The sequence below is a fragment of the Enterobacter sichuanensis genome (assembly GCF_009036245.1).
Classification (GTDB): Bacteria; Pseudomonadota; Gammaproteobacteria; order Enterobacterales; family Enterobacteriaceae; genus Enterobacter; species Enterobacter sichuanensis.
In genome coordinates, this window is record NZ_CP027986.1 from 2,879,519 (window position 1) to 2,904,502 (window position 24,984).

Here is a 24,984-nt window from a genome sequence, read left to right on the forward strand (position 1 = left end):
AACCTCCTCTTTTTTCTGAAATTTAACAAATCAGATCTCGCTCCCAATGATTAACCACACAACGTGTAATGATTTATTTAATTACATAATCATTGACGAGGGAGCAGTATGATCACCATTGAGTTTGTTGTCATTCTCCTCTGCCTGCTGACAGGCACACGTTACGGCGGGATGGGGCTGGGGTTGATAAGCGGTATTGGTCTGTTCATTTTATGTTTTGTCTTTGGTCTGCAGCCGGGTAAGCCACCGGTTGACGTGATGCTAACCATTCTTGCGGTGATTGGTTGCGCGGCCACCCTGCAGACGGCGGGCGGTCTCAACGTTATGATGCAGTTTGCTGAACGTTTGCTGCGCAAACACCCGCAACACATCACCCTCCTCGCCCCGTTTACCACCTGGATGCTGACCTTTCTGTGCGGTACCGGGCACGTGGTATACACCATGTTCCCCATTATCGCGGATATCGCCCTGAAAAAAGGGATCCGCCCGGAGCGCCCAATGGCCGTGGCATCGGTCGCCTCACAGATGGCGATTACGGCCTCCCCCGTTTCCGTTGCCGTGGTGTCGCTGGTCTCCATTCTGGCGGCGCAGCATGGGCTCGGCCACGCGTGGGGCATCCTGGAGATCCTCGCCGTGTCGGTTCCCGCGTCACTGTTCGGCGTGGCCATTGCGGCCCTGTGGAGTTTACGCCGCGGGAAAGAGCTGGCTGATGACGCGGAGTTTCAGGAAAAACTGAAGGATCCAAAGCAGCGCGAGTTTATCTATGGCGGCACGGAGACGTTACTGAATCAACGTTTCCCCAAACAAGCCTACTGGTCGACGTGGATTTTCTTTGCCGGTATTGCCGTGGTCGTTTTGCTGGGGGCATTCCCTGAATTACGCCCCGCCTTTGAACTGAAAGGCAAAATGACGGCGCTGTCGATGAACCTGGTCATCCAGATGATGATGCTTATTGCAGGCGCGGTGATGCTGATGGCCTGCAAAGTTAATGCCTCTGCCATATCTAACGGCGCGGTATTCAAGGCGGGTATGGTCGCGATCTTTTCGGTGTTCGGCGTGGCGTGGATGAGTGATACCTTTTTCCAGGCACATCTCGACGAGTTAAAACTGGCGCTGGAAGGGGTGGTGAAAAGCCACCCGTGGACCTATGCCATTGTGCTGTTTTTGGTGTCAAAACTGGTGAACAGCCAGGCGGCGGCGCTGACGGCGGTGGCGCCTATGGGCCTGATGCTGGGTATCGATCCGAAGATGCTGATCGCCTTCTTCCCGGCCTCATACGGCTATTTTGTCCTGCCGACCTATCCAAGCGATTTGGCCTGCATCGGTTTTGACCGGTCAGGCACCACCCGTATCGGTAAATTTATCATCAACCACAGCTTTATTCTGCCAGGGCTGATTGGAGTGAGCTGCGCGTGTGCGGCGAGCTACCTGCTGGTTCAGACCTTCTTTTAACGGCATCAACGGGCGACAGGTTCCGTCGCCCCTTCCCCGCTTTAATGAGACTCACCCTGCGGCGTGAATCGCAGCTCAATCAGCGCGATGGCTTTCTGGATCGCACGAAGCGTAACCGGATCAGCGGCAGCAGGATGGCTGGTGAAATCGATATTTTTCAGCTGCGTTGACATCTTCTCGCGCACTTCAACCGGCGCAATCACGTCCAGAACATCGAGGATTTGTTTGATAACCAGCTGGCACGCGACAACGTCAGACACCAGTTCCTGATCGGCGCTCAGGTTTTGAGACATGGGGTTTTCTCCTTATTGAAAGGCCGCCATAGTAACAAAACGTGGCCCCTTTCATCTCCCGCAGAGATAAAAAAACCTGCCGAAGCAGGTTTTTTTATCAGAACATGGCGCCCGGCGGCACGTCTTTAAACGTGCGGCAGTAATTGGTCCACATGCTTTTCAGGATTTTGCGCAGTTTCACGATGATGCTCCATTAACTTGTTATACAACTTTATTGTCAACGTGCTTATAATATGACCATCATCACAAAAATCAATGTTTTTGTGATGAATATCACAATTTTGTGCGCATAAGCATTTATCCCTGACCCGTTGCAAAGAGAGAGGGCAGATTGTCCGGCTATTCCAGCCATTGCAGCTGACATCTGCGGGTACGATAACGTATTTCCATCCACTCAGAGCGAACCATGAAAAGAGTCATTGTAGCTGGTGCAATCCTGCTGCTCGCGGGGTGTAAGGTCCCTCGCCAGGCTGAAGTCAGTAGCCTCGACGCACCAAACGGCATCGTCCGCCTCGACTACGGCCAGGCAGCACTGCAAAATGCGTATTCTGATGAGTATGTGAATAACGGTACGGCGGCAAAAGCGTGTCAGCGTATGGGGTATGCCACCGCCTCAGCCTATGGTCAGCCCATCAAAACCTGCACCCTCATCAGCGGCTCATTGTGTCTGAATGAGAGCGTGACAATCCAGTATAAATGTATGGGTTATGCCGTTAACCCTCAGTCAAACAATCCCTGGTATTAATCAGCGTTGCCAGCGTCTGCTGGCAACTTATTTTATTAAGAACAAAAATAATTCTCATTAATAAATATTAAAATCGTCAATGCGTTTTATTCCCATTCGTATTTTGAATAAAGAAATAATAATTTTACGTTTTGCAAATAATTAAATAACAAATTATAGTGTCGCTCATTGTGAACCAGAAATAATAACCCGGAGCGCCACCATGCTGAAAACTGAAATGATCGACAAGCTCAACGCACAAATGAACCTTGAGCTGTTTTCGTCCCTGCTCTACCAGCAGATGAGCGCCTGGTGCAGCTACCACAGTTTCGAAGGCGCAGCCGCATTTCTGCGTCGTCACGCGCAGGAAGAGATGACTCACATGCAGCGTCTGTTTGATTATCTGACCGATACAGGCAGCCTGCCACGCATTGAAAGCGTGACGTCCCCTTTTGCTGAATATAATTCTCTCGATGAACTGTTCCGCGCCACCTACGAACATGAACAGCTGATCACGCAGAAAATTAACGAACTGGTGCATGCGGCAATGACCAGCCAGGATTACCCAACCTTTAATTTCCTGCAGTGGTACGTTGCAGAACAGCACGAAGAAGAGAAGCTGTTTAAATCCGTACTGGATAAATTATCTCTGGTGGGTAAATCCGGCGAAGGTCTCTACTTTATTGATAAAGAACTCTCCACCCTCGATACACAAAATTAATATCACCGCGGTGCTGTTTTCCGGCACCGCGTTTATTGACCTTCCCCCCGAATTGATCACACCGCAATACGTAAACCTTTCATTACACCCCTTGTAACGGTGGTTTGACGAATTACCGCTTTTGCCTTACTCTGCGCCGCAGATTTATTCGCGAATAAGAGTCGTTGTAGAGGAAAGCGTGAAAAACAGAACCCTGGGAAGTATTTTTATCGTCGCCGGAACGACAATTGGCGCAGGAATGCTGGCCATGCCACTGGCCGCCGCTGGCGTGGGATTTGGCATGACCCTGCTGCTACTGGGCACCCTTTGGGCGTTAATGTGTTACACCGCCCTGCTGCTGCTTGAGGTTTACCAGCACGTGCCCGCCGATACCGGCCTGGGTTCTCTTGCGTCGCGCTACCTGGGACGTTACGGCCAGTGGATAACCGGCTTTAGCATGATGTTCCTGATGTACGCCCTGACTGCCGCTTACATCAGCGGAGCCGGGGAATTGATCGCGTCCAGCGTTAACGACTGGTTCGGCTCTGACATTACCCCGGCGACGGGGGCAATCTTCTTTGCTCTCATCGGCGGCGGCGTGGTCTGCGTGGGGACATCGCTGGTCGATCTGTTTAACCGTTTCCTGTTCAGCGCCAAAATTCTGTTTCTGGTTGTCATGCTGGCCCTGCTGGCACCCCATGTTCATAAGGTCAATCTGCTGACGCTGCCGCTGGAAAAAGGGCTGGCGCTTTCCGCAATCCCGGTGATTTTCACCTCGTTTGGCTTCCACGGCAGCGTGCCAAGCATTGTCAGCTATATGAACGGCGATATTCGCAAGCTGCGCCGCGTCTTTGTTATCGGAAGCGCGATCCCGCTTATTGCCTACATTTTCTGGCAACTGGTTACGCTGGGCAGCATTGACTCTTCAACCTTTATTGGGCTGATGGCACAGCATGCGGGTCTGAACGGTTTTCTGCTGGCGCTGCGGGAGGTCGTCACCTCCCCGCACGTTGAGCTGGCGGTACACCTGTTTGCCGACCTGGCGCTGGCGACCTCGTTCCTCGGCGTGGCGCTCGGCCTGTTCGACTACCTGGCTGACCTGTTCCAGCGCCGCAATACCGCTGCCGGACGCTTACAGACCGGGGCAATCACCTTCCTGCCGCCGCTGGCCTTCGCCCTCTTCTATCCTCGCGGGTTTGTGATGGCGCTGGGGTACGCGGGGGTGGCACTGTCGGTTCTGGCCCTGCTCCTCCCTTCCCTGCTGGCATGGAAGAGTCGCCAGCAGCATCCTCAACAGGGTTACCGCGTGGCTGGGGGGAAACCGCTGCTGTGCGTTGTGTTTGGCTGTGGGGTGGTGATTATTCTGGTGCAGGTATTGATTGCAGCGGGAATGCTGCCGGAAGTGGGTTAACGATAAAGGGGCTATCATTAGCCCCTTTTTTGTCAGTGCAGACAGCAGCTCTTAAACTTCTTCCCGCTGCCGCAAGGACACGGATCGTTACGCCCAACCTTCGTGCCATTTACCATCGGCTTCTTCACTTCCGGCTGCTGCGGGTTGTTCACCCAGTAGTTATACAAGCGCAGCGCCGCAGGCTGGATACGTTCAATGCTGGCTGCATATTCTTCTTCGGTCAGCTCATCCAGCTCGCCGCCGATCTCTTCGCTACCGTGCAGCGCAATCACATCCAGATCGGCCTTTAGCTCGTCCGGCAAGGCTGACCAGTCCGTCAGCGCTACGCCGCGCATGTAGCCATAGCACCACTCTTCCACCACGGTATAGGTCTCACCGTCAACGTCGTTATAGCCAAACATCGGTTCGAACTGGTCCGGATATTCGCTCAGGCGTTCGGCAATATCGTTCATATGCTTAAAGCAAAGATCGATAAAACGGTTCATCTCGCGGTCGTTTTTCCAGCGCGGAATGTACTTCTCACCACCCCATACCGCCACCAGCCAGGTATCTGGCTCAACGACAACAGGACCGGAAAGCACTGCGGTAAGCATGCCGTCCAGTTCAGACACGTCAAGCACGGACGCATCATCATGACCGTAAGACATTAATGTCTCTTCAAGCCACGCCATTTCGCTTTCATTTAATGGGCCTTCAGTCATCGCTGACACTCCTGATAAAAAGAAAACGATCCTAACACATCTCTCACGCCTCTCCGGGCTGAAGTTTAGGTCTTTATTGCCGCAAAAACGTGCAAATCGTGACCTTTGCACAACTTATGGGCTTTATTGTTAACGATATGTGATCTCCGCTGTAATTTCTTCTCGTCCCGCAAGGCGGCATAACGCGGCGCTCTATACTCAAACATGTCACAAGCCCGTCAATGGGTTAACCATTCTGGCAACGTTTTTGCTTAGTGTTCTTCGCGCGATGCTGCGCAGGGAAACCTCGCCGTACTCTGCAGGATGCCGTCTGTATCTCGTTCGTTTAGTGCATTTTGTTCTTGCTCGTGTTTTGGATTGGCTGCGCCGTCGGGCGTTCGGGTTTACGCCGTGGTGCAAAAACCTCTTTGCTAAGGAACATAATAATGTCGCTGAAATTTATCAGAACTCCGCTTTCTCTCGTGTTGGCCGGTTGCCTGGTGACGGCGTTTTCCGCCAGGGCAGATATCGTGATTGGCGTGGCCGGACCGTTCACGGGCCCCAATGCCACCTACGGCGATCAGTACTGGCACGGCGCAACGCAGGCCGCTGAAGACATTAACGCTGCAGGCGGTATCAACGGTGAGAAGATCAAACTGGTTCAGGGAGATGACGCCTGCGAGCCTAAGCAGGCCGTGGCCGTCGCCAACCGTTTAGTTGACCAGGATAAAGTCAACGCCGTGGTCGGCCATTTCTGCTCCTCCTCCACGATGCCCGCCTCCGAGGTTTACAGCGATGCGGGGATCATCGCCATCACCCCGGGCTCGACTAACCCGTTGATTACCGAACGCGGCATGAGCGACATGTTCCGCATGTGCGGCCGCGATGACCAGCAGGGTCAGGTAGCCAGCGACTTCATCATCGACAAGCTGAAAGCGAAACGGGTGGTGATCATTCACGATAAAGACACCTACGGACAAGGTCTGGCAGACGCCACTAAAGCGGCGCTGGCGAAACGCGGGGTTCAGGATGTGATGTACGAGGGGCTTTCGCGCGGTGAGAAAGACTTTAACGCGCTGGTGACCAAGATTGGCGCGCAAAAACCGGATGTGGTGTTCTTCGGGGGCTGTCATCCGGAAGCCGGCCCGCTGGTTCGCCAGATGCGCGAACAGGGCGTACAGGCCAAATTCTTCTCCGGGGACTGTATTGTCAACGAAGAGATGGTCACCGCGGCGGGTGGCCCGCAGTACACCAATGGCATTTACATGACTTTCGGGAAAGATCCGCGCCTGATCCCGGACGGTAAAGCGGTTATCGAGAAATTCCGCGCCGGTAAATTCGAGCCGGAAGGTTACACCCTTTACTCTTATGCCTCCGTACAGGCGATAGCGGCGGCCTTCAAGGCCACCGGCGGCAAAGACGCTGCGAAAGCCAGCGAGTGGCTGAAAGCCAATTCCGTCGACACGGTGATGGGCAAAAAAGCCTGGGACAGCAAAGGCGACCTGAAGGTCTCTGACTATGTGGTTTACCAGTGGGACGACAAAGGAAAATATAAGGAAGTGCAGTAACGGGACGGAGTCACGCTCAACGCCGGCGGGCACGCCTGTCGGCGCGTAATAAACATCAGGCTGCGCGGTTCGTGCAGCCTATAAAACGAGCGCGCTAAAATGAGTACATTCTTCCTGCAACAGTTGATCAATGGCTTAACGCTGGGTTCCGTCTACGGCTTAATCGCCATCGGTTACACCATGGTGTACGGCATTATCGGCATGATTAATTTCGCCCACGGCGAAGTGTATATGATTTCTGCCTATCTTTGCGCCATTGGCCTGGCGCTGCTCTCCTTCTTTGGCCTGCAGTCGTTCCCGCTGTTGATCCTCGGGACGCTGGTGTTCACCATTGTGGTCACCGGCGTATACGGCTGGACTATCGAGCGGATTGCCTATAAGCCGCTACGTAACTCCACGCGCCTGGCCCCGCTGATCTCCGCCATCGGGATGTCGCTTATCCTGCAAAACTACGCCCAGCTAAGCCAGGGTCCGCGCCAGCAAGGGGTTCCTACCATGCTGGACGGCGTTATTCGTCTGCATCTGGGCGATGGGTTCGTTCAGATAACCTACACCAAGGTATTTATTCTGCTCGCCTCGTTTACCGGCATGCTGGTGCTCACCTGGATAATCAACCATACCCGGCTGGGGCGAATGTGCCGGGCAGTGCAGCAGGATCGTAAAATGGCCTCCATTCTGGGCATTAATACCGACCGGATCATTTCGCTGGTATTTGTTATCGGCGCGGCGATGGCTGGCCTGGCAGGCGTGCTGATCACCATGAATTACGGCACCTTTGATTTCTACGTCGGGTTTGTGATTGGCATTAAAGCCTTTACGGCGGCGGTACTGGGCGGCATCGGTTCTCTGCCCGGCGCGATGCTCGGCGGCCTGATCCTCGGCGTGGCGGAAGCGCAGTTCTCCGGCATGGTGAACTCGGACTATAAGGATGTGTTCTCGTTTGGGCTGCTGGTGATGATCCTGATTTTCCGTCCCCAGGGGCTGCTTGGCCGCCCGATTGTGGCCAAAGTGTGAGGGAGAATAAAATGGAATCGCACGCTTTTTCTCTTAAACGCTGCATTCTGGACGCAATTTTTTCCGGGCTGATTGCGCTGATTATCTTCGGTCCCATTGCGGGCGTGGTGCTGGACGGATATAGCTTTAACTTCGACGGGCAGCGTCTGGCCTGGATGGTCGGCATCGTGATGTTGGGGCGTTTTCTGTTAAGCGCTTTTTTAGCTACCCCTGCCGGCACCCGTTTCCAGTCTCGCTTCGAGGCCGACAGCGCGGGGGTGTATGTCCGGCCGCCAGAATACAAAAGCCGCCTGCGCTGGATTATTCCCCTGGTCATTACCCTTGCGATTTGCTTCCCGTTTGTCGCCACCAAATATGTGTTGACCGTCGCCATTCTCGGGCTGATCTACGTTCTTCTCGGTCTGGGGCTGAACATCGTCGTGGGTCTGGCCGGTCTGCTGGACCTGGGGTATGTCGCGTTCTATGCAATTGGGGCGTACGGTCTGGCGCTGGGGTACCAGTATCTCGGCTTAGGCTTCTGGAGCATGCTGCCGCTGGCGGCAATCATGGCCGCCGCCGCTGGCGCCCTGCTCGGTTTCCCGGTGCTGCGCATGCACGGGGATTATCTGGCCATCGTCACCCTTGGGTTCGGGGAGATCATCCGCCTGATACTGAACAACTGGCTGACGTTCACCGGTGGGCCCAACGGCGTATCGGCCCCTCCCCCCACCTTCTTCGGTCTGGAATTTGGTCGGCGGGCAAAAGAAGGGGGCGTGCCCTTCCATGAGTTTTTCCACCTGACCTACAACCCGAATATGAAGTTTATCTTTATCTACGCGGTGCTCTTTCTGGTGGTGATGCTGGTGCTCTATATCAAGCACCGCCTGACGCGAATGCCGATCGGCCGGGCGTGGGAAGCGCTGCGGGAAGACGAAATTGCCTGTCGCTCAATGGGGCTGAATCATGTGCTGGTCAAGCTGTCGGCCTTTACGCTGGGCGCATCGACCGCGGGCATTGCCGGGGTGTTCTTCGCCACCTACCAGGGGTTCGTGAATCCGACCTCATTTACGTTTTTTGAATCCGCGCTGATCCTCGCCATCGTCGTGCTGGGCGGGATGGGCTCGACGCTGGGCGTAGTGCTGGCCGCTTTTGTGCTCACGGTGACGCCAGAGCTGCTGCGCAGTTTCGCTGAGTACCGTGTCCTGCTGTTTGGTATGCTGATGGTAGTGATGATGATCTGGCGTCCTCGCGGGTTAATCCGCATTAACCGCAGCGGGTATACCGTGCGTAAGGGCGTCGCGCCATGAACGAAACGATATTACGCGTTGAACATCTGATGATGCACTTCGGCGGGATTAAGGCGCTAAATGACGTTAATCTGGACGTTCAGCGCGGATCAATCACCGCCCTTATTGGGCCCAACGGGGCGGGAAAAACCACCGTGTTTAACTGCCTGACGGGCTTCTACAGAGCCTCAGGCGGCAACATTTTATTTAATACCCGCAGCAAAACGACCAACGTCATTCAGGTACTCGGACAGAAATTCCAGCCAGGCGACTGGATTAACCCTGCCCGGTTCGGGCAGCGTCTTTTCTACAAAATGTTTGGCGGAACCCACCTGGTCAACCGCGCAGGGCTCGCGCGCACGTTTCAAAACATTCGCCTTTTTCGCGAGATGTCAGTCGTCGAAAATCTGCTGGTCGCGCAGCATATGCGCGTCAACCGCAATCTGCTTGCCGGGATCTTAAATACCCCCGCCTACCGCCGGGCGGAAAACGACGCCCTGGACAGGGCCTTCTACTGGCTGGAGGTGGTGGATCTGGTGGAGTGTGCCAATCGCCTGGCGGGAGAGATGTCGTACGGCCAGCAGCGCCGTCTGGAAATTGCGCGCGCCATGTGCACCGGGCCGGAAATGATCTGCCTCGATGAACCCGCCGCCGGGCTTAACCCGGTTGAAACGCATAAGCTGAGCAGCATTATTCGTTTTCTGCGGGATCGCCATGACATCACGGTTTTACTGATTGAGCATGATATGGGGATGGTGATGGAGATTTCAGACGACATTATTGTGCTCGATCACGGCGATGTAATTGCGAGGGGAAAACCCGAGCAGATCCAGCATGACGAAAAGGTGATTGCCGCCTATCTGGGCACGGATGAAAGCGAGGTCACCCTATGAGCGAACCGCTGCTCGCCTTTCGCGAGGTGGATGTTTTTTACGGCGTCATTCAGGCGCTGAAACAGGTTTCCCTGGAGGTAAATAAAGGGGAAACCGTGGCGCTGATTGGCGCAAATGGCGCCGGAAAATCGACACTGCTGATGTCCATCTTTGGCCAGCCCCGCGTCCGCAGCGGGCAGATCCTGTTCGGTGGTGAAGATATCAGCCATAAATCCACCCACTACGTCGCCTCCGGCGGCATTGCCCAGGCACCTGAGGGGCGACGTATCTTTCCCGATATGACCGTGGAAGAGAATCTGCTGATGGGTACCATCCCCATCGGCAGCCAGTTTGCTGTGGACGATATGCAAACCATGTTTGACCTCTTCCCTCGTCTTAAAGAGCGGCGTAAACAGCGCGCGATGACGATGTCCGGCGGAGAACAGCAGATGTTAGCCATTGCCCGGGCGCTGATGAGCCGTCCGAAACTGCTGCTGCTGGATGAACCCAGCCTGGGCTTAGCGCCCATTGTCGTGAAGCAGATTTTCCAGACGCTGCGCGAGCTGGCCCAAAGCGGGATGACCATTTTTCTGGTGGAGCAGAATGCACACCATGCATTGAAGCTGTCTGACCGTGGGTATGTGATGGTTAACGGCCAGATCCGCCTGAGCGGCAGCGGCGAGGAGCTGTTGGGGAATCAGGAGGTGAGGAAGGCGTATCTGGGCGGGGTGTGACTGGCGGATGCTGGTTTTCGACATCAGACCCGACAGAAAGCCCACCACTGTTTATCTGCTGAATTTTCCTTTATCCCAGCCTTCACCTCGGGCGGTTAATCCGCCCACTGTTTTAAAGCGACCGCGCCGGATCATTGACTTGAAAGCGGAAAGGTAGAATTCAGGCACAAAAAAACCACCTTTCGGTGGTTTCACGACACTGCTTATTGCTTTGATTATTCTGCTTATTCCCATGGTACCCGGAGTGGGACTTGAACCCACACAGCGCGAACGCCGAGGGATTTTAAATCCCTTGTGTCTACCGATTCCACCATCCGGGCTCGGGAAGAAAGTGGAGGCGCGTTCCGGAGTCGAACCGGACTAGACGGATTTGCAATCCGCTACATAACCGCTTTGCTAACGCGCCGTAAAACTTTTCAAACTGACACCCGCTAGTGCGCATGTCTTTAATCTGGAGCGGGAAACGAGACTCGAACTCGCGACCCCGACCTTGGCAAGGTCGTGCTCTACCAACTGAGCTATTCCCGCATGTCATCAAGTAAACGTCTAACCACTTGATTTCATTATCGTCCGGCTTGCTGTGCCGCCGTTCGATGCGTTGCATTCTACTGATATGACGTTATGAGTCAACGTTATTTTTTGCATCCCCGGATCGTTTGCTGAAAATTACGGCGAAACGATCACTGATCAAGCAAATCCCCACGCGCGGCGTTCAAATATTGCAGCATTGACCACAACGTCAGCACTGCCGCCACCCACAGCAGACCAATGCCCGCCCATTCAACCCAGGCGTTTGGACGCCAGAGCATCCAGACCAGCGCCGCCATCTGCGCGGTCGTTTTCACTTTACCGATCCAGGAGACCGCCACGCTGCTGCGTTTCCCCAGTTCCGCCATCCACTCGCGCAGCGCGGAGATAATGATCTCACGGCCGATCATGGTAGCTGCCGGCAGTGTTACCCACCAGGTGTGATAGTGCTCGGCCACCAGCACCATTGCGATAGCCACCATCACTTTATCCGCTACCGGATCGAGGAAGGCACCGAAACGGGTGCTTTGATTCCAGCGACGGGCCAGATAGCCATCAAACCAGTCGGTAACCGCCGCAATCAGGAAGATCAGTGCGCAGGCGAAAGGCGCCCAGACAACCGGCAGGTAAAACGCCAGCACAAAGAATGGAATGAGTACGACACGAAAGAGAGTGAGCAACGTAGGGATATTATATTGCATAGTGACGGTAACTATTTGTTGTCAGTAAAATTTAGCTCTATGTTGCTACAGAGCCCTCAATGTTTCAACGAGTAGTAGATCTTTTCTGCCAGCCCTTGCGAAATACCCGGCACTTTTGCAATTTCTTCCATACTGGCGTTGAGTAATCCTTGCAATCCGCCCATATATTTCAGCAGCATCTGGCGACGTTTCGGCCCCACGCCCTCGATCGTTTCCAGGGTACTGGTATTTTTCACCTTCGCGCGTTTTTTGCGATGACCGCTGATGGCATGGTCGTGGGACTCGTCGCGAATATGCTGAATGACGTGCAGCGCCGGGGAGTCCGGCGGCAGGCTGAAGCCCTCACCTTCCGGCTCGAAGAACAGGGTCTCCAGACCGGCTTTACGATCGGCCCCTTTTGCCACACCCAGCAGCAGCGGATGGTTTTTATCCCAGCTGACATCAAGCGATTCAAAGACCGCTTTCGCCTGGCCGAGCTGCCCTTTCCCACCGTCAATCAGGATCACATCCGGGATCTTGCTCTCTTCAATCGCTTTACCATACCGACGGCGCAGCACCTGATTCATCGCCGCATAGTCATCTCCCGGCGTAATGCCGGTGATGTTATAGCGACGGTATTCCGCGCGCAGTGGGCCATTGGAATCAAACACCACGCAGGACGCTACCGTCTGTTCACCCATCGTATGGCTGATGTCGAAACACTCCATACGCTTCACTTCCGGCAGCTTCAGCAGTGTGGCCAGCGCCGTTAAACGCTGGCTTACCGTCGATTGCTGGGACAATTTCGTCGTCAGTGCCGTCGCCGCGTTGGTGCGCGCCAGCTTCAGATAACGCGCCCTGTCGCCGCGCGGTTTGGTCTGTACATTGACCCGACGGCCGGCAAGTTCGGAAAGCGAATCGGCCAGCAGGGTTTTATCATCAAGGCTGAAATCAAGCAGGATCTCAGACGGCAGCGTGCGCATCTGGCTCCCCTGCAGATAGAACTGGCCGACAAAGGTTTCCACGACTTCACCCAATTCGGTGCCGCCAGGCACTTTCGGGAAATAGCTGCGGCTGCCAAGCACTTTGCCCTGGCGAATAAAGAGAACGTGCACGCAGGCCATTCCGGCGTCAAAGGCCACGCCGATGACATCGAGATCGTCCCCGGTATTGGAGACAAACTGTTTTTCCGTGACCCTGCGTACCGCCTGGATCTGGTCGCGGATGCGCGCGGCCTCTTCGAATTCCAGCGCGGCGCTGGCCTTTTCCATCCGTTCAATCAGCTGGGTTAACACCTGATCGTCTTTTCCGGCTAAAAACAGGCGCACATACTCCACCTGCTGGGCATACTCTTCTTCGCTCACCAGCCCGGCCACGCAGGGCCCAAGGCAGCGCCCAATCTGGTACTGCAGGCACGGCCGCGAGCGGTTACGGTAGACGCTGTTTTCACACTGGCGGATCGGGAAGATTTTTTGCAGCAGCGCCAGCGTTTCACGCACGGCATAGCCGTTCGGGAACGGCCCAAAATATTCACCCTTCGCATGTTTTGCACCGCGGTGCATGGCGAGGCGAGGATGGGTGTCGCCGCTCAGGAAAATGAACGGGTAGGACTTATCATCACGCAGCAGCACGTTATAACGCGGCTGGTAGAGCTTAATATAGTTGTGCTCAAGCAGCAGCGCTTCGGTCTCAGTGTGCGTGACGGTAACATCAATATTATGAATAAGTGAGACCAGCGCTTCGGTCTTACGGGAGGCAAGGTTGCTGCGAAAATAGCTGGAGAGGCGTTTTTTGAGATCTTTCGCCTTCCCCACGTAGATAACCGTACCGCCAGCGTCATACATGCGATAGACGCCAGGCTGGCTGGTAACGGTTTTCAGAAATGCTTTTGAATCGAACACATCACTCACTGACTTAACAACGTCTCTGCATTACACAAACCATGTCGGATGGCCAGATGCGTCAGTTCAACATCACCATGAATGTTCAGTTTACTGAACATGCGATAACGATAGCTGTTCACCGTTTTCGGGCTGAGATTCAGCTGTTCCGAAATCTCATTCACCTTCTGACCTTTGGTGATCATCAGCATAATCTGCAATTCACGCTCAGACAAACTGGCAAACGGTGATTCGGTTTTCTCAGGTTCGATCTGACTCAGCGCCATCTGCTGAGCGATGTCGGACGCAATGTAGCGCTGTCCGGCAAACACGGAACGGATAGCATTTACCACCTCCTGCGGCGCAGCCCCTTTACTCAGGTAACCTGCGGCACCCGCCTGCATTACTTTCGCAGGCAGTGGATTTTCGGTATGCACGGTCAGCATGATGACTTTCGTATCAACAAAGGTACGCGCGATTTTGCGTGTGGCTTCAAGACCACCGATACCGGGCATGTTCATATCCATTAACACCACATCGGCGGAATTTGTGCGGCACCATTTTACCGCGTCTTCGCCGCAGCACGCCTCGCCGGCAACTTTAATACCTTTAATATCTTCAAGAATGCGTCGTATCCCTGCGCGCACCAGTTCGTGGTCATCAACAAGAAGGACGTTGATCAAAGGAAATGTCTCCAGAATAGGGATAACGCTACTGAGTGATAATTTGGTTTATATTAACGGTTTTCCTCACAAGATTAAAACGTTAAAAAACCAGCTATTGGATTCTGCTCTCGTTTTTGGAAATTAGCCTGTACAGTCCCTGGAAAGCGAGTCCGTGCATTCAGGGCTTTTGCGCCTTTTTTTAAGCATCTGTATTCAAAAAGTTACGAAAAATCTGCACGCTTTAGCCGCCAAAAAACAGTTCTCAAATTTTTGTAACAATAATTAACGACAAACGAACCGGGCATATACAATTAATCGCCATTAACAGCGGCTCAGTTTACCGGTACGTTCTGTTTACGCAATTAAACACCCGCGTAAAAGTACGAAAAACAACCGCTGCATTTTTTGCTTCAGCTTGTGGTATACTCCGCCGCCTTGACTTTCGTCGTCGCGCTTTAGCGCCGTTTAATAATGAGGAAAATAAATGAGCACACCTGAATTTGCCACTGCGGAGAATAACCAGGAACTGGCACAGGAAGTAAACTGCCTGAAAGCACTGCTGACCTTGATGCTGCAGGCGATGGGCCAGGCTGACGCTGGCCGTGTGATCATTAAAATGGAAAAACAAATCGCGGAGATGGAAGACCAGGCTGAATCAGCGGTATTTGCGAACACCGTTAAGCAAATCAAACAAGCCTACCGCCAGTAACAAAAAACGGCTGAGTGCAGTGCATTCAGCCGTTCGTTCGTCTGTCACGCAGAACGTATTGTCTACTCAGATCAGTCCTGTTGCCGCCGCGTAGCACGCGATTTGCGTCTTGTTCGGCGCGTTGAATTTCTTCTGCATATTTTTCTGATGGAAGTTAACGGTATTCTCCGAGATAGAGAGAATGATCGCTATTTCTGCTGACGTCTTCCCTTCCGCGGTCCATTTCAGAATTTCCCGCTCACGTTTACTGAATTTCATTTCGGGTGGCATCACCATACCATCTGCAAAACGCATCAGAGAGGTTAAGGCCATTTGCACCAGCATCTGCAGCCGCAGTTCTATTTCTTCCTGCCTGAACGGCACATCCTGCACACTAGTACGGGAAACTGACAGGAAACCGAGCGCGTGATTAGGCAGCATCAGACACTGCGTTATTCCCGTGCGTAAACCGTGGTCCTGCGCGCTATGCCATAATTCCTGCGCATCAGCGAATAATGCGTCTGTCCAGGGGAGATGACCCTGAATGAAATTCTCCGCCTTTAAAACCGGATCAATCGCGAAATAGTTCGCAGAATGATATTGCGCCATCCACTGTTTTGGATAAGTGGTTTGCAACGAGATCTTCGGTCGCGTAAATGGCACGGGATGACGCACGCAGAGCGCGTAATAATCGAATTCCAGCGCCTGCGTTTGTCGCTGAAGTTCCTGATATACCTCGTCGGCACAGGTCAATTCCTGAAACCGGAGGAAGCAATCCCGTCGCCAGGTGAAAAAGTCTGAATCCTTCATACTTACTAAATGAAGCCTCTGAAAAGATAATCATTATTATGGTGAATATAACCTAACACATAAAACTTATTTCTAACTACAAAATATCGGCAATAGCACAATTAACTTTACTATTGATAAGGTTTATCCAGGCAGGATGGAATAAAAAAACATCGAACCAGGTGAAGGAGGAGAATAATTTGCCCCAGAGTAAATTTCTGGAGCAAATTAGTTCGAAAATGCTACTGCATAAGGAATTTTTCAAGGAACTGACGGGTTCGCGGATGCTGCGGATCGGCAAACAGGCGCTTCGCCGGCCCCTGCTCCACAATGCGTCCCTGGTCCATGAAGATAGCGCGGTCAGCGACGTCGCGTGCAAAGCTCATTTCATGGGTCACGATCACCATCGTCCGTTTTTCCTGCGCCAGCTGGCGAATGGTGTTCAGCACCTCACCCACCAGTTCCGGGTCGAGCGCCGAGGTGGGTTCATCAAACAGGATCACATCCGGGCGCATAGCCAGCGCGCGCGCTATCGCCACACGCTGCTGTTGTCCCCCCGAGAGGCGTCGCGGATAGCTGGTCTCTTTACCCGCCAGGCCGACTTTGGCGAGCAGTTCGCGCGCGCGCGCCGTCGCTTCCTCTTTCGGTTCACCTTTTACGATGACCGGCCCTTCAATAATGTTCTCCAGCACCGTCCGGTGTGGGAAAAGGTTGAAGTTCTGAAAAACGAAGCCGACATGCTGGCGCAGGCGACGAATCAGTCCTTTCTGCTGGCTGATGGATTTGCCGGTATCAATCGTTATCTCCCCGACCCGGATAGTGCCGCCTTCCGGCTGTTCCAGCAGGTTAATGCTGCGCAGGAGCGTGGTCTTTCCTGACCCGCTCGGTCCGATAATCGCCACCACTTCGCCCTGCTCGACTTCCAGGTCGATCCCGTGAAGTACCGTTTGACCGTGGAATTTTTTCACCAGGTTTTTGACATCGATAGCACTCATTTTGGATCACGCTCCTGGCGGTTAAGCTGGTTTTCGAAGTAGTTTTGCAGCGCAGACAGCACCGTCGCCATCACCCAGTAAATCAGCGAGGCGGCCAGATACATGGTGAAAACTTCAAGCGTGCGGGAGGTAATCAGCTGCGCCTGACGGAACAGCTCCGGCACCTGAATGGTTGCCGCGAGTGAGGTATCTTTTACCAGGCTAATGAAGCTGTTGCTGAGCGGCGGAAGCGCCACCCGGGCCGCCTGCGGCAGGATCGCGCGGCGCAGGGTCTGCCACGGGGTCATACCGATACTGGCCGCGGCCTCCCACTGCCCTTTATCAATGGAGGAGATAGCCGCACGCAGGGTTTCGGAGGTGTACGCCGCGGTATTGAGCGACAGCCCAATCATTGCCGCCGGGATCGGATCCAGCTCGATACCAAACTGCGGTAAGCCGTAGTAGATCATGAAGAGCTGGGCGATGAGCGGCGTACCGCGAAATACGGAGATATAAAAGCGCGCCAGCCAGCGTACCGGCAGGAGGGGTGACATGCGCATTAAGGCCAGCACAAAGCCCAGCACCAGCCCGAAGAACATCCCGCCAATACTGAGCTGTAATGTAAATACCGCGCCTTTCAGCAGATAAGGCAGCGAATCAATAACCAGTTGAATACTTTCTTGCATTATTATTTTTCGACCTGATTTTTAGACATGAGGATGATAGGCAAATAGCGCAGGCGCCCCGCCGGTATGAACAAATAAAATCGGCCCTTCATCCTTAAAGCGTTTCTGCGCAATGCCATCAATCAGTCCGGCCATCGCTTTGCCCGTATAGACAGGATCAAGCAGTATGCCTTCGAGACGCGCCAGCAGCTTAACCGCTTCCATTCCCTCTTCGTTAGGCGTGCCGTAACCCGGGGCAAAATAGTCATCCCAGAGCAGGATCTCGGCCTTTGCCTGCAGATCCAGTTGCTCAGCCAGCGCCTGTTGCAAAGCCACCACTTTGGGCTTCTGATCCGCGACGCTGCGGGACACCGTGACGCCAATCAACTCCACCTCCGGCAGCAGTTGTTCCAGCCCTATCGCCAGCCCGGCATGCGTGCCCGCACTGCCGGACGCAACCACCACCGAGGAGAGGCTAACCGCCCCCTCGCACTGCTGCGCAATTTCCAGCGCGCTTTCCACATACCCCAGCGCACCCAGCGCATTCGAACCGCCAACGGGGATGACGTAGGGACGGAAGCCCTGAGCTTCGAGACGCGTCGCCAGTTCATCGAGCTGCGCGGTGGGGTCGGTCAACGCATCAACCATCTCAACCTGCACGTTAAACAGATCCAGCAGCAGGCGGTTACCGTTGGTCAGATAGTTTTCTGCCCGCGTGCCAATCGGGTTTTCCAGCAATGCCACGCAATGCAACCCAAGTTTTGCCGCCACGGCCGCCGTCTGACGAACGTGGTTAGACTGAATCGCCCCGGCAGTGACCAGCGTATCCGCCCCTTCGCGCAGGGCGTCCGCCGCCAGAAACTCCAGCTTGCGCAGCTTGTTGCCCCCCATCGCCATCGGCGTCACGTCGTCACGCTTAATAAAAATATCGCGCCCTAAATAATCAGAAAATCGCGGCAGGTACTCCAGCGGCGTTGGCGCGCCGATAAACTCCAGACGAGGAAAGCGCGTTAAATTCTGTAGTGGCATGGGTTCTCCGGTAACTCAGACAAAATGTGATATTTTTCATTATGCACGCAGACGCGTAAGAAATAAAAAAGGCGCTTTTAAAAGCGCCTTTTTTTACGTCAAAGACTTATTTGGTGACGTCTGCGCCGAACCACTTCTCGGAGAGCGCCTTCAGGCTGCCGTCTTTTTGCATGTCAGCAATTGCGGAGTCGATCGCCTTAACCAGGTCTTCGTTGCCTTTACGTACCGCGACGCCGGATTCCTGACGAGAGAACGCATCACCGGCCACCGCCAGCGTGTTGTTAGTTTTCTTCACCAGATCCAGTGCGGCCAGGCGGTCAACCAGAATGGCGTCAATACGGCCCACGCGCAGATCCTGGTATTTGGTCGGGTCATCATCATAGGTACGAATATCCACGCCCTGCACGTTCTGGCGCAGCCACTCTTCGTAGTTGGTTCCCAGACCGACACCGACTTTCTTCCCTTTCAGGTCCGCAGCCGTTTTGATCCCACCTTCGTTGCCTTTTTTCACCAGCGCCTGAATACCGGACACGGTATACGGGGTGGAGAAGTCATACTTCTTCTTACGCTCGTCAGAAATGGTGACCTGGTTAATAACCACGTCAATACGTTTCGAATCCAGCGACGCCAGCATGCCGTCCCATTTGGTCGGTTTCAGGGACGCTTTCACGCCGAGGTGCTTCGCCAGCTCTTCAGCAAACTCCACTTCGAAACCGGTCAGCTTACCGTCATCCCCCTGGAAGCTGAACGGAGGATAAGTCCCTTCCAGCCCAACCAGCAGCGTACCGCGCTCTTTCACCTTATTCAGCAGGTTTTCTGCGGCGAACGTTTTCACGCTCATGCCCGCAACCAGCGCAACGGCCATAACACCCATCAGCGCCTGACGACCCAGAAGTGCAAATTTCATAAATACCCCGATATAGTGGAATTTTTACGTAGTGTAGAGAAATCGCCTGCAACGTCAAAGGCGACTGCGCTACATCTTATTCTTTTTTAATATATATCAGAAGTTGTTCCGGCGTGGGCTTTCTGCTTCACCGCTCCCGGCATTTGCACCTTATATTGCGCGTACTTGCGCAGCGCAATTCGGTAGTTGTTGGTGCTGGTCGCCGGCAACCACGGCTCCAGATTCTCATCCAGATAGCCGGTCTTGAGCAGATCGCGGGAAATGTTGTTTACGGTCAGATGCTGGCCGAGGCGGCGCAGGCGAACCACATATTCGCGAACGGTGCCGTGGCTCATCTCCGTTTGTTCAAACAGGAATTGTTTGAAGCCGATAATGTCGAAGAAGTCGCTTTGCTCTTTGCAGTGGAGATCGCCACAGAAACGGCAAAGCGCCACCCACTCTTTTTGCTCTTCGAGCCATGCTGCTTCGTCCATCAACGTGTCGAGGCGCGAAATCGCGATCTTATTGACGATTTCGCCACGGCGAACCAGCGTGATACGATCGAGTAACTTGTTACAGTGGGCGCAATGCGTCTGGCTGTGTTTAAAGTCTTTCAGGTAGCGGCTTAAAGGCCGTCTTTTAGATTGCTGCACCGTCATGATAACTCCTGGTTGTCAATACGTTGTGCGGCATTTTTCAGGTGAATCAATCACCTATAACTTACCCAGCTTGGTTCGTAAGCGTTTGATGGCCTGGCTGTGCAGCTGGCTCACCCGCGACTCTCCCACCTCCAGAACAGCGCCAATCTCTTTGAGGTTAAGCTCTTCCTGGTAATAAAGGGTCAACACCAGCTGTTCGCGTTCCGGCAGAGCGTCAATCGCTTCCATCACGCGCTGGCGTAAATTCCCTTCCATTAAATGGTGTAACGGGTTCTCTTGCTGATGCTCATCCGTCACCAGCTCGATGCTATCGCCATGCTCTTCGCGCCACTCGTCATAGGAGAAGAGTTGGCTATTATTGGTATCGAGCAACATCTGACGATACTCTTCAACAGCAATACCAAGACGTTCCGCCACTTCGGTTTCCGTTGCGTTGCGTCCCAGTTCCTGTTCCAGCTGCCCCATCGCATGCGCCACTTCGCGTGCGTTACGGCGAACACTGCGCGGTACCCAGTCACGGCTGCGCAGCTCGTCCAGCATCGCACCACGAATACGCTGAACTGCGTAAGTCGTAAATGCCGTTCCTTGCAGAGCGTCGTATCGGTCAACTGCATTCAATAACCCGATACCGCCCGCCTGTAGCAGATCGTCGAGTTCCACGCTCGCCGGCAAGCGCACCTGGAGGCGCAATGCTTCGTGACGCACCAACGGGACATAACGCTGCCACAGCGAGTGTTTATCCATTACACCTTCAGCGGTATAGAGTGAATTCACGATAAACAGCCCTGCGTTAGTTGAGTTATCGGCATGATTATCCGATTCTGCAGGGCGTTCAATTGGATGAAAAAGGGGGATAAAGTGAGGTTATTCTGAGGTTGCCCACAACAGGGGCAACTTTTTTCACTAAATTAACAGTTGTAACAATGAAAGATCGTCGCCCAGTTTGACGCTATCTATATGTTGATGAAAGAGCTTTCCCGCTTCCTGATTATGCTGGCTCAGGGAGTGAAAACTGTAAATAACATCAATAATATTATCTTGTTCAATTTTCCCCGCCACGATGGCCTGCCCGGCCAGTAACGATTTCAGGAAATAGAACTCCGCCACGATTAAATAAAGGTTATTCAACATGCTGCGGCCATTGTTTTGCGGGAAGCCCTGCTCCCAGAGTTTATATTTAAAAAAGTTCTTAAATACATAGTCATGGGTGGCCAGGTAGCTGCCCGCCGCATCGCGCCAGACGGACTCGATGTTTTCCATCACCTGCTCTGCCGGTACGCTATCACCGACAGACTCAAATTGTTGATACAGCTGGGTAAAATAACGGTTCAATACCGCGCCGCCGCGGGCGCCTGCTTTCTTCGTAAAGTAACTCTGAATCAGCGAGATTAAGGCGAATTTCAGACTGTAGTTCTGATTAAAACCGCTTAACTCCGTTTTGATTTTACCGCTCACCAGTTCGTTCACCAGTGAAAAATAAACCGTTTCGAGCGTGCCGATATTCTCCGATAGATTGTCGAGCTTTTCGGCCACCATCAGGAATTTCACTACGGCGTATACCTGCTCTTCAACGGAAACCGTTTCAACGCTGAATATATTCTGACAGAAGAGATTGATGACTTTTGCCTGGAGATCAATCATCGGCGCATTATTGACATCCTGCTGGACGCTGATGGATTCCATCATTGACATGGCGTCCCGGTCATTCAACAGCAGTCGGGTCACTTCCGGACACGAGAGATTGAGCGATTTTTCAATTTCATTTTTATAGACCCGGTTTGTTCGTGGAAATGACGAACAGGTCGGGCTTAAGGCCTGGGCACCCATCGCGCTGTGAATAGAACAGAGCTTTTCGGTATCCATAAACGGGCAATTTTTGCTTTCCGTACGGAAAATCACTTCGCCCCAGTGGCCATAGTGTTTTTTGGTGACTTTTATCGCCGTTTTCGCCGTCTGACGAATCGCGACATTTTTACTGTTCAGATAGCGGTTAACGGAGGATTTATCAAATGCGATGGTCCAGCCCTGACAACAATGTTCACGGCATTCCCCACCGACACATGAAAAATCTGCGACCAGCTTTGGTTGAGTGACACTGATTTGTTTCACAGGCGGATTCTCAAATAGCAGAGATAAAAAAACCCCGCCGAAGCGGGGTTTTGTGCGTAAAATTAACGCAGCAGAGACAGAACAGTCTGTGGAACCTGGTTTGCCTGAGACAGAACAGAAGTACCAGCCTGCTGCAGGATCTGCGCGCGGGACATGTTGGAAACTTCAGTTGCGTAGTCAGCGTCCTGGATACGGGACTGAGCAGCAGACAGGTTGTTAGAGGTGTTGTTCAGGTTGTTGATAGCAGAAGTGAAGCGGTTCTGCACAGCACCCAGACCGGAACGAGCGGTATCAACTTTAGCGATAGCTTTGTCAATGGTGTCCAGATCGGTAGCGGTCATTGCTTTCAGGTCGATAGCGTTCACGCCCAGAGTGGTGGTGTCAGCTTTAGCACCGCTCAGGTCCAGATCGATGGTGTCGCCGTCGTTCACGCCAACCTGAATTTTAACCACACCAGCAGTACCTGCAGAACCGTCCAGCAGTTTGATGCCGTTGAAGTCAGTTTTGCTTGCAACACGGTTGATTTCAGCCAGACGAGCGGTAACTTCATCCTGCAGAGAAGCCAGGTCAGACGTGCTGTTGGTGCCGTTGCTTGCCTGAACAGCCAGTTCACGAACGCGCTGCAGGTTGTTGTTGATTTCGTTCAGGGAACCTTCAGCAGTCTGCGCCATGGAGATACCGTCGTTGGCGTTACGTGCTGCCTGAGTCATACCTTTGATCTGAGCGGTCATGCGGTTTGCAATCGCCTGGCCAGCGGCATCGTCTTTCGCGCTGTTGATACGCAGACCTGAAGACAGACGCTCAATAGCAGTGCCCAGAGAAGACTGAGATTTGTTCAGGTTGTTCTGAGTAGTCAGGGACAACAGGTTAGTATTGATAACTGCCATAATTTTCTTTCCTTCAAAAATTGGGTTTTAGGTCCGGTGCCTAACACTCACAGCGTCTCTCACCGTCAACAAGGTTATCGACGGGTCCCCAAAAGACTTTAGAACCAATTTTGAAAAAATTATAACGCACTGTTTTACAATGATTTTATTTTTAAAAAAGCCATTAAGGCCCGCCAGGGGAATATTATTTACGCTTTTTAAATGCATAAAAAGATGATCAACAGGACGCTTGTTTATCCCCGTTTTTAATACGCGTATCGCGTGCCTAAAGTGCAATCCTTTCATTAACCCCGCCAGGACGTGTCTATTCTGTGGATTATTTTTTTCTCACCATCGTAAACTTTTGCGGTAAGAGGCCGATAAGAGTCCTGAACTACTTTCGTATTTTAAGGAAAATATGCATGGCTACTATCAGCAACCTCGGGATAGGTTCTGCAGGACTCGGGGATTTATATAATCAGTTGGAAGCAGCAGAGAAAACCAAGCTGACGACGATTACTTCCCAGCAATCAACGTATAACGCACAGTTAAGCGCTTACGGCAAACTGCAGAGCGCCATGACTTCGCTGCAGACTGCGACGGCTGCGCTGGGTAAAGCAACCACCTGGAACTCAACGTCCGTTTCCAGCACTAACACGGCCTTTACTGCCACAACCACGGCGGACGCGTCCGTAGGTTCCTATGTTGTCAACGTCAACCAGGTGGCAAAAGCACAGGCGCTCACGACGGGCTCCTATGCCAACAACACGGATCTGCTGGGCGATACGACAGGGACGACGCGTAAAATCACCATCACCCAGCCGGGTACCAAGACACCTTTAGAGGTGACCCTGGCAGATGGCGATACCTCCCTGGCAGGGATCGCGAGTGCGATTAATAAAGCGAACGGCAACGTCACCGCCAGCGTGATTAAAGCGAAAGACGGTGATTACCGCCTGATGCTGTCATCAAAAACCACCGGTACGGATGGGGCGATGACCATCACCGTGACCGGCGATGACAAGCTGCAAAGCGCAATTGGCTACGATTCAACCACCAAAACGGGTGCCCTGACGGTGAACACCGCCGCACAGAACGCCATTGTGGTGGTGAACGACATTTCGATCGAGCGTCAGTCGAATACCATTACCGATGCGCTGCCTGGGATCACCTTCTCGGTGAAGGCCGAGAGCAAAGCGGATGAAACCCTTGAGATTACACGCGCAACGGATGCCAACCAGAAAGCGATCACCGACTGGGTTACGGCGTACAACTCGCTGCAGTCCACGATTAACAGCCTGACGAAGTACGTTCCGGTTGATGCCGGTTCGGGCAGCCAGTCCACCAGCAACGGCGCGCTGGTCGGTGATGCTAACGTGCGTGGGATCCAGTCTCAGTTGCGCGGTCTGCTGACCGAAGTCCAGGCCGGCTCGGTTCAGATTATGGCCCAGCTGGGGATTACCCAGGATCCGGTGAAAGGCGCGGACGGCACTGTCGGTAACCTGAAAGTGGATACCGATAAGCTGAAAAAAGCGCTGACCGACAACCCGAACGCCGTACAGCAGTATTTCGTCGGTGACGGAAAGAAAACCGGCATGGCGACCCAGATGAATAACACGCTGACCTCCATGCTCAGCACCAGTACCGGCAGCGCCGGGGTGATCCAGAACGCGAAAGACGGGATCAACAAAACGCTGAAAACGCTGGGTGAACGTTACGATGCCATGGATGCCCAAATTGAAGCGACCATGGCGCGTTACAAAACGCAGTTCACCAGCCTGGACGTATTAGTCACCAAAATGACCAGTACGGCTAACTACCTGACCCAACAGTTCTCACAGAAATAGTCGTCG

Annotated in this window: 27 protein-coding genes and 3 tRNA genes; 12 read left to right on the plus strand and 18 right to left on the minus strand. The window is 53.4% G+C overall.

Going from position 1 to position 24,984, the window contains the following annotated elements:
• The first annotated feature begins 108 nt into the window (after positions 1–108).
• A complete protein-coding gene (locus tag C1N69_RS13890; RefSeq protein WP_025760177.1) occupies positions 109–1,452 on the plus strand; it encodes an anaerobic C4-dicarboxylate transporter in 1,344 nt (447 codons plus the stop codon).
• A 41-nt stretch (positions 1,453–1,493) separates the two neighbouring features.
• Here the strand turns inward: C1N69_RS13890 and C1N69_RS13895 are convergent, their stop codons facing one another.
• Both C1N69_RS13895 and azuC read right to left on the minus strand, forming a co-directional pair.
• On the minus strand, positions 1,494–1,745 hold the full coding sequence (locus C1N69_RS13895) for a DUF2766 family protein (protein WP_014832436.1): 252 nt from the start codon (positions 1,743–1,745) through the stop codon (positions 1,494–1,496).
• Positions 1,746–1,842: 97 nt separating this feature from the next.
• On the minus strand, positions 1,843–1,926 hold the full coding sequence (gene azuC, locus C1N69_RS13900; protein WP_088244265.1) for a stress response protein AzuC: 84 nt from the start codon (positions 1,924–1,926) through the stop codon (positions 1,843–1,845).
• A 225-nt stretch (positions 1,927–2,151) separates the two neighbouring features.
• Here azuC and yecR point away from each other — a divergent pair, with 225 nt between their 5' ends.
• The 3 genes from yecR (at position 2,152) to tyrP (ending at position 4,580) form a co-directional block, all read left to right on the plus strand.
• Positions 2,152–2,490 (plus strand): YecR family lipoprotein, encoded by a 339-nt coding sequence (gene yecR / locus C1N69_RS13905; protein WP_155031389.1) that lies wholly within the window; start codon positions 2,152–2,154, stop codon positions 2,488–2,490.
• A 202-nt stretch (positions 2,491–2,692) separates the two neighbouring features.
• Positions 2,693–3,190 (plus strand): non-heme ferritin, encoded by a 498-nt coding sequence (gene ftnA / locus C1N69_RS13910; protein WP_025760175.1) that lies wholly within the window; start codon positions 2,693–2,695, stop codon positions 3,188–3,190.
• Positions 3,191–3,428: 238 nt separating this feature from the next.
• A complete protein-coding gene (gene tyrP, locus C1N69_RS13915; RefSeq protein ID WP_263575168.1) occupies positions 3,429–4,580 on the plus strand; it encodes a tyrosine transporter TyrP in 1,152 nt (383 codons plus the stop codon).
• Positions 4,581–4,612: 32 nt separating this feature from the next.
• On the opposite strand, the gene C1N69_RS13920 is transcribed toward tyrP, so the two are convergent.
• The gene (locus tag C1N69_RS13920; protein WP_025760173.1) at positions 4,613–5,281 is read right to left on the minus strand and encodes a YecA/YgfB family protein; all 669 of its coding nucleotides are present in this window, start codon (positions 5,279–5,281) and stop codon (positions 4,613–4,615) included.
• 425 nt (positions 5,282–5,706) lie between these two features.
• Here C1N69_RS13920 and C1N69_RS13925 point away from each other — a divergent pair, with 425 nt between their 5' ends.
• The 5 genes from C1N69_RS13925 (at position 5,707) to C1N69_RS13945 (ending at position 10,713) form a co-directional block, all read left to right on the plus strand.
• Entirely contained in the window at positions 5,707–6,828 is a 1,122-nt protein-coding gene (locus tag C1N69_RS13925) for a branched-chain amino acid ABC transporter substrate-binding protein (protein ID WP_104557206.1), read from the plus strand.
• Between the two features lie 99 nt (positions 6,829–6,927).
• A complete protein-coding gene (locus tag C1N69_RS13930) occupies positions 6,928–7,842 on the plus strand; it encodes an ABC transporter permease subunit (protein WP_025760171.1) in 915 nt (304 codons plus the stop codon).
• Between the two features lie 11 nt (positions 7,843–7,853).
• Complete coding sequence (livM, locus tag C1N69_RS13935) at positions 7,854–9,128, plus strand: high-affinity branched-chain amino acid ABC transporter permease LivM (RefSeq protein WP_059385032.1); 1,275 nt, start codon at positions 7,854–7,856, stop codon at positions 9,126–9,128.
• Complete coding sequence (locus tag C1N69_RS13940; RefSeq protein ID WP_094919074.1) at positions 9,125–10,000, plus strand: ATP-binding cassette domain-containing protein; 876 nt, start codon at positions 9,125–9,127, stop codon at positions 9,998–10,000. Before livM ends, C1N69_RS13940 begins: the two co-directional genes overlap by 4 nt.
• On the plus strand, positions 9,997–10,713 hold the full coding sequence (locus C1N69_RS13945; protein WP_045285642.1) for an ABC transporter ATP-binding protein: 717 nt from the start codon (positions 9,997–9,999) through the stop codon (positions 10,711–10,713). The genes C1N69_RS13940 and C1N69_RS13945 overlap by 4 nt, the downstream gene beginning before the upstream one ends.
• 233 nt (positions 10,714–10,946) lie before the next feature.
• Here C1N69_RS13945 and C1N69_RS13950 read toward each other — a convergent pair.
• The 6 genes from C1N69_RS13950 to uvrY form a co-directional block, all read right to left on the minus strand.
• Positions 10,947–11,033: transfer RNA gene (locus C1N69_RS13950), tRNA-Leu, on the minus strand.
• A gap of 12 nt (positions 11,034–11,045) precedes the next feature.
• Positions 11,046–11,119 (minus strand) — tRNA-Cys (locus tag C1N69_RS13955).
• 46 nt (positions 11,120–11,165) lie between these two features.
• Positions 11,166–11,241, minus strand: a tRNA-Gly gene (locus C1N69_RS13960).
• A 152-nt stretch (positions 11,242–11,393) separates the two neighbouring features.
• Positions 11,394–11,942: a CDP-diacylglycerol--glycerol-3-phosphate 3-phosphatidyltransferase gene (gene pgsA / locus C1N69_RS13965; RefSeq protein ID WP_008500348.1), complete on the minus strand. Its 549-nt coding sequence runs from the start codon at positions 11,940–11,942 to the stop codon at positions 11,394–11,396.
• Between the two features lie 56 nt (positions 11,943–11,998).
• Positions 11,999–13,831 (minus strand): excinuclease ABC subunit UvrC, encoded by a 1,833-nt coding sequence (gene uvrC / locus C1N69_RS13970; RefSeq protein ID WP_155031390.1) that lies wholly within the window; start codon positions 13,829–13,831, stop codon positions 11,999–12,001.
• Entirely contained in the window at positions 13,828–14,484 is a 657-nt protein-coding gene (uvrY, locus tag C1N69_RS13975; protein WP_013096026.1) for a UvrY/SirA/GacA family response regulator transcription factor, read from the minus strand. The genes uvrC and uvrY overlap by 4 nt, the downstream gene beginning before the upstream one ends.
• 387 nt (positions 14,485–14,871) lie before the next feature.
• Between uvrY and C1N69_RS23170 the strand changes: the two genes are divergently transcribed.
• Positions 14,872–14,925: a hypothetical protein gene (locus C1N69_RS23170; RefSeq protein WP_418885776.1), complete on the plus strand. Its 54-nt coding sequence runs from the start codon at positions 14,872–14,874 to the stop codon at positions 14,923–14,925.
• 25 nt (positions 14,926–14,950) lie between these two features.
• Positions 14,951–15,175 carry a DUF2594 family protein gene (locus tag C1N69_RS13980; protein WP_008500345.1) on the plus strand — a complete coding sequence of 75 codons (225 nt, stop codon included), beginning with the start codon at positions 14,951–14,953 and terminating at the stop codon, positions 15,173–15,175.
• Positions 15,176–15,241: 66 nt separating this feature from the next.
• On the opposite strand, the gene sdiA is transcribed toward C1N69_RS13980, so the two are convergent.
• The 9 genes from sdiA to C1N69_RS14025 form a co-directional block, all read right to left on the minus strand.
• A complete protein-coding gene (gene sdiA / locus C1N69_RS13985; RefSeq protein ID WP_025759910.1) occupies positions 15,242–15,964 on the minus strand; it encodes a quorum-sensing transcriptional regulator SdiA in 723 nt (240 codons plus the stop codon).
• A gap of 221 nt (positions 15,965–16,185) precedes the next feature.
• Positions 16,186–16,938 carry an L-cystine ABC transporter ATP-binding protein TcyN gene (gene tcyN / locus C1N69_RS13990; RefSeq protein WP_155031391.1) on the minus strand — a complete coding sequence of 251 codons (753 nt, stop codon included), beginning with the start codon at positions 16,936–16,938 and terminating at the stop codon, positions 16,186–16,188.
• Positions 16,935–17,603, minus strand: a complete 669-nt coding sequence (gene tcyL, locus C1N69_RS13995; protein ID WP_025759914.1) for a cystine ABC transporter permease — start codon at positions 17,601–17,603, stop codon at positions 16,935–16,937. The genes tcyN and tcyL overlap by 4 nt, the downstream gene beginning before the upstream one ends.
• A 21-nt stretch (positions 17,604–17,624) precedes the next feature.
• On the minus strand, positions 17,625–18,611 hold the full coding sequence (dcyD, locus tag C1N69_RS14000; RefSeq protein ID WP_095441692.1) for a D-cysteine desulfhydrase: 987 nt from the start codon (positions 18,609–18,611) through the stop codon (positions 17,625–17,627).
• Between the two features lie 106 nt (positions 18,612–18,717).
• The gene (gene tcyJ, locus C1N69_RS14005; RefSeq protein WP_023336163.1) at positions 18,718–19,518 is read right to left on the minus strand and encodes a cystine ABC transporter substrate-binding protein; all 801 of its coding nucleotides are present in this window, start codon (positions 19,516–19,518) and stop codon (positions 18,718–18,720) included.
• An 86-nt stretch (positions 19,519–19,604) separates the two neighbouring features.
• Entirely contained in the window at positions 19,605–20,156 is a 552-nt protein-coding gene (fliZ, locus tag C1N69_RS14010; RefSeq protein WP_025759916.1) for a flagella biosynthesis regulatory protein FliZ, read from the minus strand.
• Positions 20,157–20,210: 54 nt separating this feature from the next.
• Positions 20,211–20,930 (minus strand): RNA polymerase sigma factor FliA, encoded by a 720-nt coding sequence (locus C1N69_RS14015; protein ID WP_025759917.1) that lies wholly within the window; start codon positions 20,928–20,930, stop codon positions 20,211–20,213.
• Positions 20,931–21,059: 129 nt separating this feature from the next.
• Positions 21,060–22,265 (minus strand): flagellin lysine-N-methylase, encoded by a 1,206-nt coding sequence (fliB, locus tag C1N69_RS14020; protein ID WP_155031392.1) that lies wholly within the window; start codon positions 22,263–22,265, stop codon positions 21,060–21,062.
• A gap of 62 nt (positions 22,266–22,327) precedes the next feature.
• On the minus strand, positions 22,328–23,152 hold the full coding sequence (locus C1N69_RS14025; RefSeq protein ID WP_047362882.1) for a flagellin N-terminal helical domain-containing protein: 825 nt from the start codon (positions 23,150–23,152) through the stop codon (positions 22,328–22,330).
• 401 nt (positions 23,153–23,553) lie between these two features.
• Between C1N69_RS14025 and fliD the strand changes: the two genes are divergently transcribed.
• Positions 23,554–24,978 (plus strand): flagellar filament capping protein FliD, encoded by a 1,425-nt coding sequence (gene fliD, locus C1N69_RS14030; RefSeq protein ID WP_045285397.1) that lies wholly within the window; start codon positions 23,554–23,556, stop codon positions 24,976–24,978.
• The last annotated feature ends 6 nt before the right edge of the window (positions 24,979–24,984 follow it).